Genomic DNA, 15,282 nt, shown 5'->3' with positions numbered 1-15,282 from the left:
GGTTCATAGATTATGAATTTTGGAGAAAATATTCAAAGTTGGTTTTCAACACAAATTGGTGCTTTGTTTTTGGTAGCTATCGGAGCTATAGCAATTTATTTCTTAGTGAAAAGAGAGTTTTCTAGGTTCGTTGGATTTGCTATATTCGCGATGGTTGTAGGCGTATTTGTATTCAACCCAGACACTATTACAAATCTTGGTTCTAACTTATTCAGAACCGTGTTCGGAGGGTAATATATGAGACCAAAGATTCTACGAACCTATAACAGTGTATGGAAAGTGGAAAAGGTACTTTATGGGGTGCAAGACATCCCACTGCCGATACCTGTGACGTATCGGCAGATAGGATTTTTTGCGGGTGGAGTTGCCTTGGTTTGGTTCCTAAACAAATTCCCCCCTTTAAGTTTAATTGATTTGGGTTTGATTGAATACATCTTTTTACCGGGATTATTTGCCTGGTTTTTTACCAAACAACTGTTAGATGGAAAAGCGCCGCACCGATTCTTTTATCGGGCGGCACAACACCACCTTAGCCCTCGCCGTATAAACCGATATAAGGAAGTTTCAGAAGTGAAAGCTCCTTATAAATATAAAAGTTCTATTAGTTATCGAAAGCTTAGTTATCAAAAAAAGGATGGTGAAGTAAATGAACATCGAATTTCCCGTTAAATATTTTGAAGGCAATTTGGTGTTTTCTCAAGATGGCAGTTGTTGGGCTTATTATAAATTAGAAGGGTTTAATTACGATTTTCTTGCAACTGACGAGAAGGACATTATTTTTACCAAAATTAAAGCATTTTTTTGGCAGATTAACTTAGATACTCATTTGCTTGTTGTTCCGAATTTTCAATCGATAGAAGAGAAACATAATAAATTCAAAAAAACATTAACAGGTCCATTAAAAGAAGCTGCTGCTAAACATACGGATGACGCAGCCATCCAATTGGAAAGTATGTTAGGCAAAGAAGGAACAGAGTATTTGTTTTTCATTGGCGTAAAATTGCCGAAACCCGACAATGTAAAAAATAAAAAATCCTTTCTTCAGGACTTAAAAGAAGCGTGGAAAGAATTTATTAGCGGTGTGAATGAAGCATCAGGTCTAGATACACCTGAAATTATCGAAGATGAAATTTTGCGTTATCGTAAATCGGAACGACGTATTCATAATAAAGTTCATTCACGTATGAGAGCTGAACCAGTGGATGAATTAACAGTTCAATGGTTGATTAGAAGAAACTTTTATCGAGGGATTGGGAAAGCGCCTCTTATACAAAATTGGAGTCCAGCGTACACAGTGAATTATAAAGAATATGAGGAAGAGAATGTAACTGTTCGCCGCCCGATGCATCATGACATTTTACGTTTAACCGAAGGGTTGATCGATGATTCTCCTAAACGGAGCCTTTTATTAAAGCAAATTCATGAAGGTGAAGAAAGAGAAGGGCATGTCGCTTTTCTAACTGTTTCAAGTGTACCTTATGAATTAGAATTTCCGAATGAAGAATGGATATATGCCATTCAAAGCCTTGATTTCCCTGTAGAAATCAGTATTCGCACAGAAACGATGGATAATCGTAAAGCTTTATCAGCTGTACGAAACAAACAGAAAGAATTAAAAGACCAAGATCGTCACGCAAGAGAAACAGGCAATGATACAGGGTTGAACGTATTGGAAGGAAGGCAAGAAGCGCATGAGCTAGAAGCTCATTTACAAAAATCACGAATGCCATTAATTAAAACATCTATTGTTTTCGCTGTATCTGCATCAGATGAAGATGAATTAAAAAGACGTTGTGATACGTTGAAGGACCATTACCAAGATATGATGTTTCAAATCGAGCAACCTTATGGTGATCAGTGGCTTGCATTTAATGAGTTTCTACCAGCAGCTAAAAGGTATGTTACCGATTATGTTCATTTCATGGAGCCTGCGACAGTAGCAGGAGGGATGTTTGGAGCTACTAAACAATTAGGCGATGGAGAAGGCTTTTTTATCGGTTCAACAGGTATCTTAGACCAACCTGTTTATATTATGCCTAACCGAGCTGCACAAGGGATTAGAGGAACGAAAACAAATGCTTTATCAGCAGCATTTCTTGGCTCACTAGGTGGAGGAAAATCCTTTTGTGCTAACTTGATTACGTATTTATCGGTATTATCAGGAGGAAAAGCTTTAGTGGTGGACCCAAAGGGAGATAGAGATGAATGGGGCGACAAGCTTTATGATTTAAGAGACCATGTCAACATCATTTCGCTTTCTACGAAAGCAGAGGATGCTGGAAGGCTCGACCCGTTTTCCATACACGATAATATCAAAGAAGCTGAAACGCTTGCTCTAGACATCCTAACGTTCCTCACAGGTGTGCGTTTAGATGATTCTAAACGATTTCCTAAATTAACACATGCTGTGCGTGTGGTTGCCGAAGGAGAAAAGCCTTGTTTGAAAAAAGTAATGCAAACCTTGCTAAATGATGATGACGAAGTGGCAAGAGAACTTGGTGGACATATTCAGTCCTTTAGTGAATTATCCTTTGCACAGCTATTATTCGGTGATGGAGAGGGTCAATCATCTATTAGCTTAGAAACAGCATTAAACGTTCTACAAATACAAAATTTAGAGTTGCCATCACCTGACACACCTCCAGAAAAATACAACTTATCTGAAATGCTTTCTATAGCAATGATGCTTCCAATTTCGTCGTTCGCATTAAAATTCATTCATTCTGATCGTAGTATCTTTAAAGTGGTGTTACTTGATGAAGCTTGGGCAATCTTAAACACAAGCCAAGGGAGTCACTTAGCTACACGTCTTGTGCGTGCAGGGCGTTCTATGAATGCTGGAATTTACTTTGTAACACAAAATGCGGATGACTTGTTAGATGAAAAAATGAAGAATAACATCGGTATGAAATTTGCTTTTAGAAGTACCGACTCAAAAGAAATTGAAAATGTGCTTTCCTTATTAAATTTAAAAAATACTGAATATAACGCATCTATATTGAGTGAATTACAGAATGGCCAATGTCTATTTCAAGATATTTCTGGTCGTGTAGGAGTTGTTTCCATTAATGCTTTATTCCATGACTTATTCGACGCATTCGATACAAGACCACCTGCTGAAAGGGTTTCGGAGGAAATAGAAGAAAATGAGGTTATACAAGAAAAGAATAATCAACCAGAAAAAGAAGAAACGGAGGTTTATGTATGAAGAAATGGTTAGTTGCAGCAGGATTGACAACAACAATCTTCGTTACCGCAGCATGCGGTAACGAAGAAGTAAACGGTCAAGGACCTTCAGATGTAGCGATTCAGTGGGTAAATGCAGAAATACAAAATAATCAGCATAAAATGCTTGAATTATTAGATGAAAAATCAATTGCCTTAGATAAAGAAATTAAGGGAGATAACGAAAGTGAAGCTGAAAACTATAAGTTAACCGAATGGAAAGCTTCAGATAATCGATATTTTTATGAAATGATTTATGAAAATCCAGAAGATAAAAAAATGGTTACAGAAAGAATGGAAATCATCAAAACGGATGATGGCTGGAAGCGTACATCTTACAGTGATCTTCGTAATTTCGATACACATATTGCAGATATAGAACCGAAAATATTAAAGGAGCTGCATAATCAGTGAAAAAAATCTTGAAGCTATTGGCTGTCATCTGTTTAATGTTTGTGACAATGCAAGTACCTGTAGCCGCAGAGAGCTTACAAGATAATCTTGTTCCACAAGATAGAGATACACAAAGAGTAGGAGAGGTAGAGCTCGAGTATAATGAGCATCCACAACATCATTATGAGCTTGACACGTATGTTGATACATCTGGTGACTGGATGCCGTGGAATTGGATAGATGGCGCAGGAAATCAAATTTATGTAGCTCTAATGGAAATGGTTAATGCGGTATGGTTGCTCAATAATTTATTAGCTAATTTCACAATGGTCATTGTTCAAGATGCATTTGAACTTGATTTTGTTTCAAGTGTAATCGATCAGATTGGTGCAGCGATTTCTAATATCGCAGGATTTAATTCAAATGGTTTTATGGGCAATGGTCTTTGGCCGCTATTAATCACTTTTATTATATGTATGGTAGGTGCGTGGGCAGCTTATGTAGGGATGGTAAAAAGAGAAAGTAGTCGCGCATGGGGTGGAATCATTTCAGCTTTAATTATCTTTGTTTTTTCAATGGGGTTCTTCGCTAATTCTGCGAAATTCTTAGGTGGTATTAATGAATGGTCTAGTGAATTACAAAGTAACATTTTAGGGGTTTCAGCAGGTATTGTTAATCCTGGATCGGGTTACAGCAAAGATGAGGGGTTAGCTACTATCAGAAATCAGATGTTTGATTTAATGGTGAAAAAGCCATATTTGCTTATGCAATATGGAACTACACAAATTGATAGTAACCGAGTAAATCAAATATTAGAGGTTGACCCTATTCTTAATCCTGAAGATCGTGAAGAATTAGTAAAAGCAGAAGTAGAAAGAAATGAAAATACAATGATGTCAGCTTCAGGTATCAAACAAAGAGCTGCGTTTGTTCCGTTACTTTTCATCGCAAATACCATCATCGGAGTTTTTCTGCTTCTTATTTCAGGAACAATCATTTTATATCAATTAATCTTTTTAGTGTTAGCTTTATTTGCACCAGTTCCATTATTGATGGCTTTAATACCGAGTTGGAAACAAACAGCTCTTAATTGGATTATGAAACTCGTTCATGCGCAGATTATGAAGATTGCTATAGCTTTATTATTAACTATCTTGTTTGGAGTCTCCGCAATTCTTTACCGAGCTACAGAAAGCTCTGATTTAGGTTATCTAGGTATGATGTTATTACAAATTATTTGTTTTGTAGGTGTTTGGGCAAAACGAAAAGACTTGTTTGGAATGGTATCAACAGCTACAAGTAATATTCAAAGTAGTACCGGTCAAACATTAAACAATTACAGAAATCGCTTTAATCAAGCCAAGAATAATTTACGTAGAGGTAAAGAGTTAATGAACGGCGAGAAGAGTCCTTTACCTTTAGCGAACCGCAAAACAGGACTTAAACCACAGCCCCATATTGGTAAGCTAGACGAACAACAATTAGCTGAACGTAAAAAGGCATTAGTTGAAACAAAAGACCGTATTTCAGCTGCAGCAAGAAGTATGACTCTTGCTAACCGTAGTGATCAAGAGTTTCAAGAAGGAAAAGAAACGTATAAAAACCAACTCCATAATCGACCAGACATCGCAAATGCCCCAACTAATCAAGAAGAGCTTATGGACCGTCAGATTGATTCTAATAGCCAAGATAAGAGTAATGATAATGTAACGAATATAGATGATTTGCGACGTCGCCGTATGGGTTCAGGCAATACAATCCCATTAGTGAATAGATATCCTGAAAAGCCTGCGGATAAAGAAACAGCGTCTACACTCGAAGGTATGGATATTAATGATCGTCAACAGTCAGAGCGTAATGTCAATCATCAAAATATGCGCGAACATACAGACAAAATTCAAGAGAAGCAGCAATCAAATCTTGCCGAACGTCGAACACTTCAAAATGACACAGATAAACAGACCGCTCAAGAAGTGATTAATCGAAATCAATCTACTCATGACAATGATGTTAAGAACATTCAAAACACAGTGAATCGTGACCGTATCACACAAGAAAGCAACGTTTCTAACGAAACGGTCAATCGTAATTTAATGAATAACGAAAATACACAAAGAAATATTAGTGAGGCTGTTAATCGACAAATCACTAATAACGAACAGATAAATCAAAACTTCAATGAAACAGTTAATCGAAACATCACAAATAATGAAAGTACGCAAAGAAATATCAATGAGACATTTAATCGAAATCACATCACCAATGAGAACAATGCAAGTACTCAACAAACAACATCAAACGGAGCAAGACGAGTTAGTAAAATGACAGCTGAAGCAATTCAGACAATCATTAATCGAGCAAAGAATGACGATAAACCATTAACTAAATGGGAAGCCGAACAAGTAGCTGAATGGAGAAAGAAACAAGGTAATCAAGAGAATGAAGGAGGTAACTAATGTTTGGATGGGATTTTGAACACAGTAAAAGAGATCGTGTGAAACTGTTTATATTTACCCTTTCCATTTTCCTTGTCGTGGGCTTTACCACATATTTTTTTCTCAACAAAATGGCAGTAGATTCAGCGCAATCAGAAGAGGTAGTCGAATCAGTGGAAAACACTGATTCTGGCTCTTCATCAGCCGTTCAAGATACAGAAAATGACGAAGAATCAACAACAGCAACTAAGACATACAACCAAACAGAGCAATTCTCCGAAGAACAAATGGAAAGGTCCAAAGATGTCGCTATAAAATTTGTAAAAGCATATCACACTTATAATGCTGAAAAGCCGATGGAGTATTTAGAAAATGCGCAACCGTTTATGACGGATGCTTTGTATAAGAAATTCGAAAAAAACCCTCGTAGAGAGCCATTAGAACGAACTTATTTAACGGTGGATGAAATAGATATTACACAAGTTTCTAACGCTAGCAGCATTGTTGTCCGTTGGAGTGTGATGGTAAAAGGGGAAGCTAAATCCGTTGATGGTTCTACTCAAAAAATAGAAGATTGGTATCTTGTTGGTTTGAGAGAAAATAACGGTGAATGGCTTGTAGAGGATGTGAATGTAAATGTCTCAAGCTAATGACCCAAACGACAATTATGAATCAGATGGCAGCTCGGCGCTAAAAAGCGCAGCTGCCACAGCTGGGAAAGCAGCCGCAAAGAAAGCAGGGCAACAAGTTGCTAAAAAGGCAGCACAAAAAGCAGGAACTGCCGCAGCATCACAAATTGGTTGGCCCATCATATTAGGGGTTGCAGCTGTTGTTATATTGTTTATTGGTATAGCTGTATCCGTCTTTTTCCTTTTAGCTTCTAGTGCAGAACAAGAGACAAAAACGCAAACAGGAGGGCTATGGGGCGGTGATATTTCGGAGTTAGGTCAGAATGAAATTCCTTCCGTATTTATACCTGTTTATCAAGCAGCACAAGAAGCTTATGGCGTACCGTGGAATTTGTTGGCTGCGCACCATCGAGTAGAAACGCATTTTTCAACAATCGAACCGATGATTTCGCCTGTGGGCGCACTTGGTCACATGCAATTTATGCCCTGTACATGGGTTGGATGGGGGCATCCAACTTGTTCAGGGCTTGGCGCAGGGAATATATCAGATTCTGATTTATCAGATCCTAAAGTGATAGAAAAGTATGGTGGGTATGGTGTAGATGCGAATAACGATGGAAAGGCTGACCCATTCGACATTGAGGATGCCATTTTCTCTGCAGCTAGCTATCTAGCTGCCAATGGAGCAGCTGATGGTAATTTAAGAGAAGCCATATTCGCTTATAACCGAGCTGATTGGTACGTAGAGAAAGTTTTAGGCTTTGCTGGTTCATATGTAGATGGCTATGTTGCTGTAGATGGCACAGAGGGGTTAAGTGGTGTAGAAGTAGCTGACATTGGGCGTCAATGGATTGGTAATTCCGAATACGTCTTTGGTGGTGGAAGAAACCAAAGTGATATTGAAGCAGGGCGCTTTGATTGTTCAAGCTTTGTACATTGGGCTTTTGATCAAGTTGGTGTAAATCTCGGGCCGTTAACATCAACTACTACTGATACATTAAAGAACCTTGGTAAAACCGTATCACTAAAAGAAGCGAAACCAGGAGACCTTGTTTTCTTCAATACCTATAAAGACGATGGGCATGTAGGTATTTATATAGGAGATGGAAGATTCATAGGTGCTCAAACGAGTAAAGGTGTGGCAATTGAAGATATGACAAGTGGGTATTGGAAAGATACATTTAACGGTAGAGTGAAGCGACTTTAAAGGAGGAAAAATCAAATGATTATGTCGACAGGGGATATTAAAGAAAAATATGAAGTATTAGATGTTTACCATAATTACATCACAACACCTGTAAAAGAGAACAAATTAATTAGTTTTACAAAAGAAAAAGACCTCATTTCGGAGGCATTTAATAAAATTAATTTGCAAGTGATGGAATACGCTGAAAGCATGGGTGGGGATGGAGTTATCCATATCCGTTATGATACTAAATTTTTTAATCAAGATAAAAATGTTATGGTTTCAGGATATGGCACTGTAATTAAATTGATTGATTAATAACTACTACGGAGCAGCCTTAATGGCTGCTTTACTATGTTTAAATCAAAAGTCATTTACATTTAAAAGATATTATCCCGTTTAAAAGAAATTAATTTCGCCACAGAGCCAATGAAGCGTTGTTAATTTCTTTTTTTGTGTAAATGAAAGGTTGTCTGCAGAGTGAACTATTCTTTGTAAAAGCGTTTTGCTGTCAGTACTCCTATATAGTTCTTTAATTTTTTAAAAATTATAAAAATATGAATAATTCCCTATTTGTGGAAAAATAAAATCGTGATATATTCTTAAAGAACAAAAAATTGAAAAAATAGAAAGGAATGGTCGAAATGAAAAAAATGCTAATAGGGGTACCGCCAGCAAAACGCGGATTTACAACGTTAAGGATATTCCAGTATTAAAAATCCCAATCTCTCAGTGATTTAAATGAGAAATTGGGATTTAATTATTCAACGATTGGGTAGTTATCTACAGTATCAGCTCATAAAAGTTGAAAGAATGCACCTTTTATCGTTGATTACATGTAGTCATAGATACACGTATTAAGGACGTGACTTGAGCCCCCAGTGGGTACAATTGATACTTTAGGCTTAGTATGTTTTCCATCAGGCAACGAGCCTATCTATCACACCTACCGCGCTAACGCTTACTGTCCTTGAAGTTTAATCTGGAAGAAGTACACTTCCACACTAAACTTCAAGGTTGTTTCTTTCTCCAGTTACCCAAGTCTATTTCCCCATACCTTTGGATACGTTGAATACTATAAGAAATATCAGTATATAATGTTTCCACATAGATAGAAATCTGGTCGTTTTTGTATCATTACATACGTTAGATACGGTAGAAAAACATACTGTAGATAAGCGCCTGATTATGGAATAGTATAGAAGACTGACTAAAATACCCTTTATTAAAAATTTTAATAAAGGGTATGATCCAAAAAATTTATGCCTTTTTTTGCTTCCCATTCTTTTCTTAGGTCTTGTTTTGATAAATTTATAGCTGTTTTATCATTTTCACTCTCACCAAAACCAATAATTTTTTTATCATCTTTTTGATCATAAGAAGAATACGCGTGAAATAATCCATTTTTAAGCTTAAAAACAGCTGTTCTTATAGTATCCCCGATTTCGTCTTTAGTTTTTATATAGTAGAAGGTTGATGAAATTTGTGTCTCCATTTTTTCACACCTTTTTCAAATTGTACCTATTTTTACGACTAATGAACTTCCTTTTACTTTAAGGTCTTTGATAACTGTTACAGAATCACCATCATTTAAGACATTTCCATTTGCATCTTTGAAAATCTTTTTATCTTCACTATTATCATTTTCTTTTTCTAATAAAGTCCACTCATGAGCACATTCTGGACAAACAAAAAGACTTCCGTCTTCGTAAGTGTATTCTGAACTACATTTTGGGCAATTTGGCACATTAACCATAATTTCTTTCCTCCATTCATTATTGTTAATTCTATATGAGAGTTAATTTCAATTTCCTTTTTTAAAACTTCGTAAGAATAGCAATTACGAACTTGAAAGCGAGTTCCTTATATGATTATATCCTGTCATGATCTCTTGAATTAGATGAAATTCATTTAAACTCTTTTCAAATTTGAAGAAAAGGTTATCCTTTTCTTTTTTTCTATTCCTCATTATCTGTATCATTGAATTTATCTAACATTGTTATCGTATCAACAAGGTGATTATTAAAAATTTGACGAGCAACACTGAGCAACTCAATAATCATAGGATCTCTTAAGGAATAAACGACCCGATTACCATCTTTGGTACCTGTAACTATATTTTTTGCTCTCAAGACTGTTAATTGCTGCGATACTGCCGAACCTTCACTTCCTACAAGATTTTGAATTTCATTTACATTTTTGTCTCCGTCAGCTAAAAGTTCAAGAATTCTTATTCTAAGTGGATGAGCAAGAGCTTTAAAAAATTCAGCTTTAAACCGTTGCATTTCTAAGTTCAATTTATTTCCCTCTCTTTCTAGATACAATTAAGATGTCGTAACTACTTTTCCTTTTTTTTCAATGTTCTCATGTGCACCCGAAAAGACTGTACATTCCCTAAAAGCAAAATGTTTGCATCCAAGACATTTGTCCTTATTTAGATGTTCAAGTGCAAAATCTATTGCATTTCCAGTACGATCAAAAAAACGCCCTTCTCCTATATATTCAAATAAACCTGTTTTTACTAGAACGCTTTTAGGTTGAGGTTTAATACCAGATATCAATACAACCCCGTGTTTGGAAAAATCCTTTACGATACTTGATAAATAAGATTCACCCGTTGTATCCATAAAAGGGACTTTTCCCATTCTTAAGAGTAAAACTCTCGGTTTGTAGTTGATCGTATTCATTATTGAGTGCTCAAACGCTTGAGCAGTCCCAAAAAATAAAGGACCTTCTACATTATAAATACTAATTTGAGGACAGTCACGAGCATCTGTCACCATTTTAGATTCCATCTTTTCATGTTTATTGTTTGGGTTAGGTAGTGCCTTGACTGTTACCGTAATATCGCTCATTCTTTTTGTAAATAAAACCACTGCTAATAAAAGACCTATTTCAACAGCAACTGTAAGATTAACAAAAACCGTTAATAAAAAAGTAACAACTAGAACAAGTGAATCTTCCGTTTTTGTTTTTAACACGTGATAAAATACATGCCTCTCACTCATGTTCCACGCTACAACCATTAAGATAGGGGCCATACTGGCTAATGGGATACTTGAAGCATAAGGAGCAAGAAGTACTAATACTAACAAAACGACAATTCCATGAATCATTCCGGAAAATGGCGAGAACGCACCATTTTTGATATTTGTCGCTGTTCTGGCTATGGCTCCTGTTGCAGGAATTCCACCAAATAAAGGAGTAATCATATTAGCGATACCTTGACCAATTAATTCTCGATTACTATTATGCTTACTATTTGTCATACCATCAGCGACCACTGCAGATAATAAAGATTCGATACCCCCAAGCAATGCAATTACAAAAGCTGGCCCAATTAATTGTTGCACGCGTTCAAAGGTCATTTCAGGTACCTTAAAATGAGGTAAGGCACTTGGAATCTCACCAAATGTTGAGCCAATTGTGGCTATTTGATTAGGATAAAATATGCTGGCTATCACTGTAGAAAATAATAATCCTATTAGTGGTCCTGGAACCTTCGGGGAAAATTTTGGCGTTAACAAGACCGCAATAAGGCATATTCCAGCAGTTAATACACTATAAAAATTAATAGAATGAATGTGAATGATAATTTCTCTGATATTACTTAAAAAGGTTTCATGTTTTTCTACCCCTGTAAGGCCTAGAAAATTAGCAATCTGACCCACAAAAATAATGACGGCTATTCCTGATGTGAAGCCTATAGTCACTGGCCTTGGAATGAATTTAATTAATGAACCAAGTTTAAAAATCCCCATTAAAAATAGGATAATACCTGCAAAAAATCCAGCAATTAATAAGTTTTCATATCCATAAGTCATGACTATTCCAAATAAAATAGGAATAAAGGCTCCTGTAGGTCCACCAATTTGATACCTTGACCCACCAAATAGTGAAATTAAAATACCTGCAATAATTGTAGTATATATTCCATATTCGGGTTTAACACCAGAAGCAATTGCAAACGCCATACCCAAAGGTATAGCAATGACACCAACGACTAGACCAGACAATAGGTCTTTTTGAAAATTCGGTAAAGAATACCCATTATATCTCCCAGTAAAAAACCATTTATGTTGCATAACCAACCCTTCTTCGTTTATAATATTTGCATATCTCTATATCTGATTATTTGAATATATTATGATATGAATTTACACTGTTTCCTTAATTATGTCAAAAGGAATTTTTGAGGTGAAATACATGAGAATAGGAGCAAGGGTTTTGTTTAATAACACAATATATAAAATTTTATATATTTTATCCAACGGGATATTTTAAACATACTATTAACCCAATTAATCTCAAACGAACAATCGAAAAAGTACAAGAACAAAAAGTAGAACAACGGTAGAGTATGTGTCTTTTCTCTTTTCGTAATATAATTATTGCTTTTCAACATTGGATAAGAGACTACAATACCTGCTCCTACTGCTGAACGCCTATATAATAAACAAAGTAGTTTTTGAAGGTACTTACTGAGTGTTTTGCTTAAGTTAAGGAATATTTTAAATACCTATTGCACTTTTTGGAACTAATTGACTTCCTTTTTACCTGTGCTCTCATTATGTCCAAGCACCAGCCTAAGAACATAATTAATGGAAATAGGAAATATCCCCCTTTATAGAAAGATAGAATTACTAGTAAGGATGGTGGGGAAATGGACATAAAATCTTACAAGGATAAAGACGGGAACAAGGTTGTTATAGGTGATCTAGTTGAGGTCATTTATCATGAACCTAATGTCGAAAAAATAGGTAAGGTAGTAGCTATAGAAAAAATAGGTCACTATGTTTGGATAAACTTAGAGGGGGAAGGACATATTTGGATGCGGGGCACAAGGCATACTAGAAAATTATACTAAATGGGCAGAACTAAGAGGTGGACAATGTGGGCAGAATAACGTTCATAGGTACGTGGATGGATACATAGTTACCTGTTTGCCATGGTCGGATTGGGTAAAAAATTGGTTAATCTAAGGGAGAAATTTAATTGCGGATGGAGCGAATAAGTTGAGTATAGAAATAAAAAGAGAAGACATTATCCAATATGGATTGAAGGTACTTCAATTAGTTGGGTCACATTATATTTGTGAGGTTTGTATAAAAAGTGGGAACTCTTGTTGTCAAGGGTGTGAGCTTTTAAAAGACGGTTTAGGGTGCCAAAAAAGAAATACTAGTTGTACTGCTTGGTTATGTGGTTTACAAAAATTCTTTTTAAATGAAATTGAATTGTTAGATGAGTGGGAAAACTTATGGGAACAGGTCCCTGGACAATGGTTCCGTAGGGATAACACCCCAGAAACAATAAAAATAAAATCATTACTTAATCATGAACAGTTAGATAGTAAAATAGGAAAACTGATGGCTGAAAAGTTAGAATTGTTTGTAAAAGAGGGAGGAAATATAGATAAGTTAGAAAGAAAGTTGAACCTAGATTTTGATCTTAGAAATTCAGAAAACTTTATATAGAAGATAGTAAGGTCATGTAAATTTATAAATAAAATCATTTAGTTATATAAATATTTGAGGAGGAACTATAAAAATGGCGAATTTTTTGATTGTAAGCTTAGTCATTATCTTTATTATCTTAATATTAAGTTTAACCACTACATCGAAAGCATACCAATATAAACATACTATTGACCCAGTTGATCCCCATTCAGCTGCTAACAATTCAAAAAAACAAGAAAATGACAATCAACAACGATAGAACAGTGTATCAAACGGTTGTTCCATTTCAGTTTTTTTGTTTCCTTATAATAAAAAGAGCACAATAATAAAATTCAGAAATTTCCTATTACTCAAGTATTTCCTAATGTTAAGGAAAGGTTACTTTCGTTATTAGTTACTTATAAACATCATTCCTACATCGGCTCTGACAGATTCCGTAAGCCCCGAGTAGCTGTTGTAATTCACTAGGTCTATTAATTCTTAAATTTCTTTTTTAAATTTCATTAAAGGATGTTTGAATGAGACCATTATTAACTTTTCGCTCAACAGCGTTACGGTAAATATCTACTAATAAATCATTCGATACTAACATCTCCAAGGATCTATCATTTATTATAACCTCAAATATATACTCTTTTTTTAATATTATGTGATTTATCGGTTTTATTATGTAACATCCATTAAACGGATATACAAGGTTCTTATTTAAAAATACATCGTTGATAAAATCAACGTTTCAAGCTTCTTCAGAATCCTCTTACTACATAAAAAATTGGTTTTATGCAACCTCTATTTCCTGTATTAATCTTACAAAGGTAACCTAATAACGTTTTTAAACAACGCTAATAATGTATTTATTTACTGGTTTAAATATCTTTATTGTCATTTAACAACAGTAATGTAAGGTATTTTTCATATTATGGTTACTGTCAAAAAGTATACTTTATGACACGTTGGAAAACAGATAATATTCTGTGTGTCAAAAAGTGTGCTTTTTTATTTTGAAACATTTCATTTTGTTGATATACTTTTTGACATAGTTTAATAGTTTAGGAGTTGATATTTTTGAAACTAGGGTACGCTCGCGTTTCTGCTAAGGATCAAAATCCAGAACGGCAGCTTAAAAAATTCCGTGAACTTGGAATTGAAGAACGTTATATCTTTATTGACAAGCAAAGTGGAAAAGATTTTAATCGGCCGCAGTATCAGGCGATGCTTTTAATCATTCGCGAAGGGGATTTGATATATCTTGATGCACTGGACCGATTAGGTCGGGACTATGATGGTATTATTCGAGAGTGGAAGTATATTACACGGCAGCTAAACGCAGATATCGTGGTACTAGAAAATGAGACGCTTTTTGATAGCCGAAAATTCCGAAGAATGGGCGATCTTGGAAAGTTAATGGAGGACCAATTTTTAAGCCTGCTTTCTTATGTAGCCGAGCAAGAACGTAAAAAAAATAAGCAACGGCAAGCCGAAGGAATTGAAGTGGCAAAGAAGAAGGGTGTGAGATTTGGGCGACGTAAGTACGAGATTAATGCAGATTTTATTCGGGTGTATGATGAGTGGAAATCTGGATCAATCACTGCGACGGAAGGAATGAAGCGTCTTGATTTAAAGCCAAATACTTTTTATCGACGTGTAAAGGAGTATGAAAATCAAAGAAAGGAGCAGATACCTTGCGCGGTAAAGAACTTCTTACAACAGACCAGCGACAAGAATGGATGACCCCTCCCAATGGTGAATGGGAGCTTGCTACTTACTATACCTTCTCGCAACATGATTTGGAAATCATAAATCGTCACCGACGAGACTACAACCGGTTAGGCTTTGCTGTCCAATTAGCACTACTCCGTTATCCAGGATGGAGCTTAACTGATATAAAGGAGATCCCCGACTTCTTGCTTGACTATTTGGCAAAACAGTTGGATATTGAGCCAGGAGTATTTTCCTTA

At 35.6% G+C, this 15,282-nt stretch carries 16 protein-coding genes and 1 pseudogene; 13 read left to right on the top strand and 4 right to left on the bottom strand.

Annotated features, from left to right (window positions below; all coding sequences use genetic code 11):
* The first annotated feature begins 12 nt into the window (after nt 1-12).
* Genes MKY26_RS23190 through MKY26_RS23155 form a run of 8 tightly spaced genes read left to right on the top strand, consistent with a single transcriptional unit; the run spans nt 13 to nt 8,186 of the window.
* Complete coding sequence (locus MKY26_RS23190; protein ID WP_289432525.1) at nt 13-234, top strand: hypothetical protein; 222 nt, start codon at nt 13-15, stop codon at nt 232-234.
* A 3-nt stretch (nt 235-237) separates the two neighbouring features.
* Nucleotides 238-669, top strand: a complete 432-nt coding sequence (locus MKY26_RS23185; RefSeq protein ID WP_340978757.1) for a TcpE family conjugal transfer membrane protein — start codon at nt 238-240, stop codon at nt 667-669.
* On the top strand, nt 647-3,208 hold the full coding sequence (locus MKY26_RS23180; protein ID WP_289432523.1) for an ATP-binding protein: 2,562 nt from the start codon (nt 647-649) through the stop codon (nt 3,206-3,208). Before MKY26_RS23185 ends, MKY26_RS23180 begins: the two co-directional genes overlap by 23 nt.
* Nucleotides 3,205-3,639, top strand: a complete 435-nt coding sequence (locus tag MKY26_RS23175; protein WP_340978753.1) for a hypothetical protein — start codon at nt 3,205-3,207, stop codon at nt 3,637-3,639. Before MKY26_RS23180 ends, MKY26_RS23175 begins: the two co-directional genes overlap by 4 nt.
* Nucleotides 3,636-6,074 carry a CD3337/EF1877 family mobilome membrane protein gene (locus tag MKY26_RS23170; protein WP_340978752.1) on the top strand — a complete coding sequence of 813 codons (2,439 nt, stop codon included), beginning with the start codon at nt 3,636-3,638 and terminating at the stop codon, nt 6,072-6,074. Before MKY26_RS23175 ends, MKY26_RS23170 begins: the two co-directional genes overlap by 4 nt.
* Nucleotides 6,074-6,703: a hypothetical protein gene (locus MKY26_RS23165; RefSeq protein ID WP_340978750.1), complete on the top strand. Its 630-nt coding sequence runs from the start codon at nt 6,074-6,076 to the stop codon at nt 6,701-6,703. The genes MKY26_RS23170 and MKY26_RS23165 overlap by 1 nt, the downstream gene beginning before the upstream one ends.
* Complete coding sequence (locus MKY26_RS23160; protein ID WP_340978748.1) at nt 6,690-7,889, top strand: C40 family peptidase; 1,200 nt, start codon at nt 6,690-6,692, stop codon at nt 7,887-7,889. The genes MKY26_RS23165 and MKY26_RS23160 overlap by 14 nt, the downstream gene beginning before the upstream one ends.
* 15 nt (nt 7,890-7,904) lie before the next feature.
* Nucleotides 7,905-8,186, top strand: a complete 282-nt coding sequence (locus MKY26_RS23155) for a heavy metal-binding domain-containing protein (RefSeq protein ID WP_251162690.1) — start codon at nt 7,905-7,907, stop codon at nt 8,184-8,186.
* Nucleotides 8,187-9,102: 916 nt separating this feature from the next.
* On the opposite strand, the gene MKY26_RS23150 is transcribed toward MKY26_RS23155, so the two are convergent.
* The 4 genes and pseudogenes from MKY26_RS23150 to MKY26_RS23135 form a co-directional block, all read right to left on the bottom strand.
* Nucleotides 9,103-9,363 carry a hypothetical protein gene (locus tag MKY26_RS23150; RefSeq protein ID WP_251162689.1) on the bottom strand — a complete coding sequence of 87 codons (261 nt, stop codon included), beginning with the start codon at nt 9,361-9,363 and terminating at the stop codon, nt 9,103-9,105.
* Between the two features lie 21 nt (nt 9,364-9,384).
* A pseudogene (locus MKY26_RS23145) lies at nt 9,385-9,624 on the bottom strand (zinc ribbon domain-containing protein YjdM); the annotation flags it as partial.
* Nucleotides 9,625-9,826: 202 nt separating this feature from the next.
* Nucleotides 9,827-10,165: an ArsR/SmtB family transcription factor gene (locus MKY26_RS23140; protein WP_251162687.1), complete on the bottom strand. Its 339-nt coding sequence runs from the start codon at nt 10,163-10,165 to the stop codon at nt 9,827-9,829.
* Nucleotides 10,166-10,192: 27 nt separating this feature from the next.
* The gene (locus MKY26_RS23135; RefSeq protein WP_251162686.1) at nt 10,193-11,953 is read right to left on the bottom strand and encodes a SulP family inorganic anion transporter; all 1,761 of its coding nucleotides are present in this window, start codon (nt 11,951-11,953) and stop codon (nt 10,193-10,195) included.
* Nucleotides 11,954-12,531: 578 nt separating this feature from the next.
* On the opposite strand from MKY26_RS23135, the gene MKY26_RS23130 reads away from it, so the two are divergent.
* From MKY26_RS23130 to MKY26_RS23110, 5 genes are all read left to right on the top strand, one after another.
* Nucleotides 12,532-12,735, top strand: coding sequence for a hypothetical protein (locus MKY26_RS23130; RefSeq protein ID WP_251162685.1), 204 nt, complete (start codon nt 12,532-12,534; stop codon nt 12,733-12,735).
* A gap of 148 nt (nt 12,736-12,883) precedes the next feature.
* On the top strand, nt 12,884-13,342 hold the full coding sequence (locus MKY26_RS23125; RefSeq protein WP_251162684.1) for a DNA mismatch repair protein: 459 nt from the start codon (nt 12,884-12,886) through the stop codon (nt 13,340-13,342).
* 73 nt (nt 13,343-13,415) lie between these two features.
* Nucleotides 13,416-13,583, top strand: a complete 168-nt coding sequence (gene ytzI, locus MKY26_RS23120) for a YtzI protein (RefSeq protein ID WP_251162683.1) — start codon at nt 13,416-13,418, stop codon at nt 13,581-13,583.
* A gap of 806 nt (nt 13,584-14,389) precedes the next feature.
* Nucleotides 14,390-15,055, top strand: coding sequence for a recombinase family protein (locus MKY26_RS23115; protein ID WP_251162682.1), 666 nt, complete (start codon nt 14,390-14,392; stop codon nt 15,053-15,055).
* Nucleotides 15,052-15,282, top strand: a 231-nt coding sequence (locus MKY26_RS23110) for a DUF4158 domain-containing protein (RefSeq protein WP_341099404.1), incomplete at its 3' end; no start/stop codon positions are given. The genes MKY26_RS23115 and MKY26_RS23110, both read left to right, overlap by 4 nt.

This window comes from Cytobacillus sp. FSL R7-0680 (genome assembly GCF_038009245.1).
Classification (GTDB): Bacteria; Bacillota; Bacilli; order Bacillales; family Cytobacillaceae; genus Cytobacillus; species Cytobacillus kochii.
The sequence above is the reverse complement of the archived record's forward strand: the minus strand, read 5'-3'. Positions and strand labels throughout refer to the sequence as shown.

Bases quoted from the DNA above. Each gene is read 5' to 3' on its own strand.
- MKY26_RS23150 (WP_251162689.1), bottom strand. From the start codon at position 9,363: ATGGAGACACAAATTTCATCAACCTTCTACTATATAAAAACTAAAGAC.
- MKY26_RS23185 (WP_340978757.1), top strand. From the start codon at position 238: ATGAGACCAAAGATTCTACGAACCTATAACAGTGTATGGAAAGTGGAA.
- MKY26_RS23135 (WP_251162686.1), bottom strand. From the start codon at position 11,953: ATGCAACATAAATGGTTTTTTACTGGGAGATATAATGGGTATTCTTTA.
- MKY26_RS23165 (WP_340978750.1), top strand. From the start codon at position 6,074: ATGTTTGGATGGGATTTTGAACACAGTAAAAGAGATCGTGTGAAACTG.
- MKY26_RS23130 (WP_251162685.1), top strand. From the start codon at position 12,532: ATGGACATAAAATCTTACAAGGATAAAGACGGGAACAAGGTTGTTATA.
- MKY26_RS23175 (WP_340978753.1), top strand. From the start codon at position 3,205: ATGAAGAAATGGTTAGTTGCAGCAGGATTGACAACAACAATCTTCGTT.
- MKY26_RS23190 (WP_289432525.1), top strand. From the start codon at position 13: ATGAATTTTGGAGAAAATATTCAAAGTTGGTTTTCAACACAAATTGGT.
- MKY26_RS23160 (WP_340978748.1), top strand. From the start codon at position 6,690: ATGTCTCAAGCTAATGACCCAAACGACAATTATGAATCAGATGGCAGC.
- ytzI (WP_251162683.1), top strand. From the start codon at position 13,416: ATGGCGAATTTTTTGATTGTAAGCTTAGTCATTATCTTTATTATCTTA.
- MKY26_RS23155 (WP_251162690.1), top strand. From the start codon at position 7,905: ATGATTATGTCGACAGGGGATATTAAAGAAAAATATGAAGTATTAGAT.
- MKY26_RS23180 (WP_289432523.1), top strand. From the start codon at position 647: ATGAACATCGAATTTCCCGTTAAATATTTTGAAGGCAATTTGGTGTTT.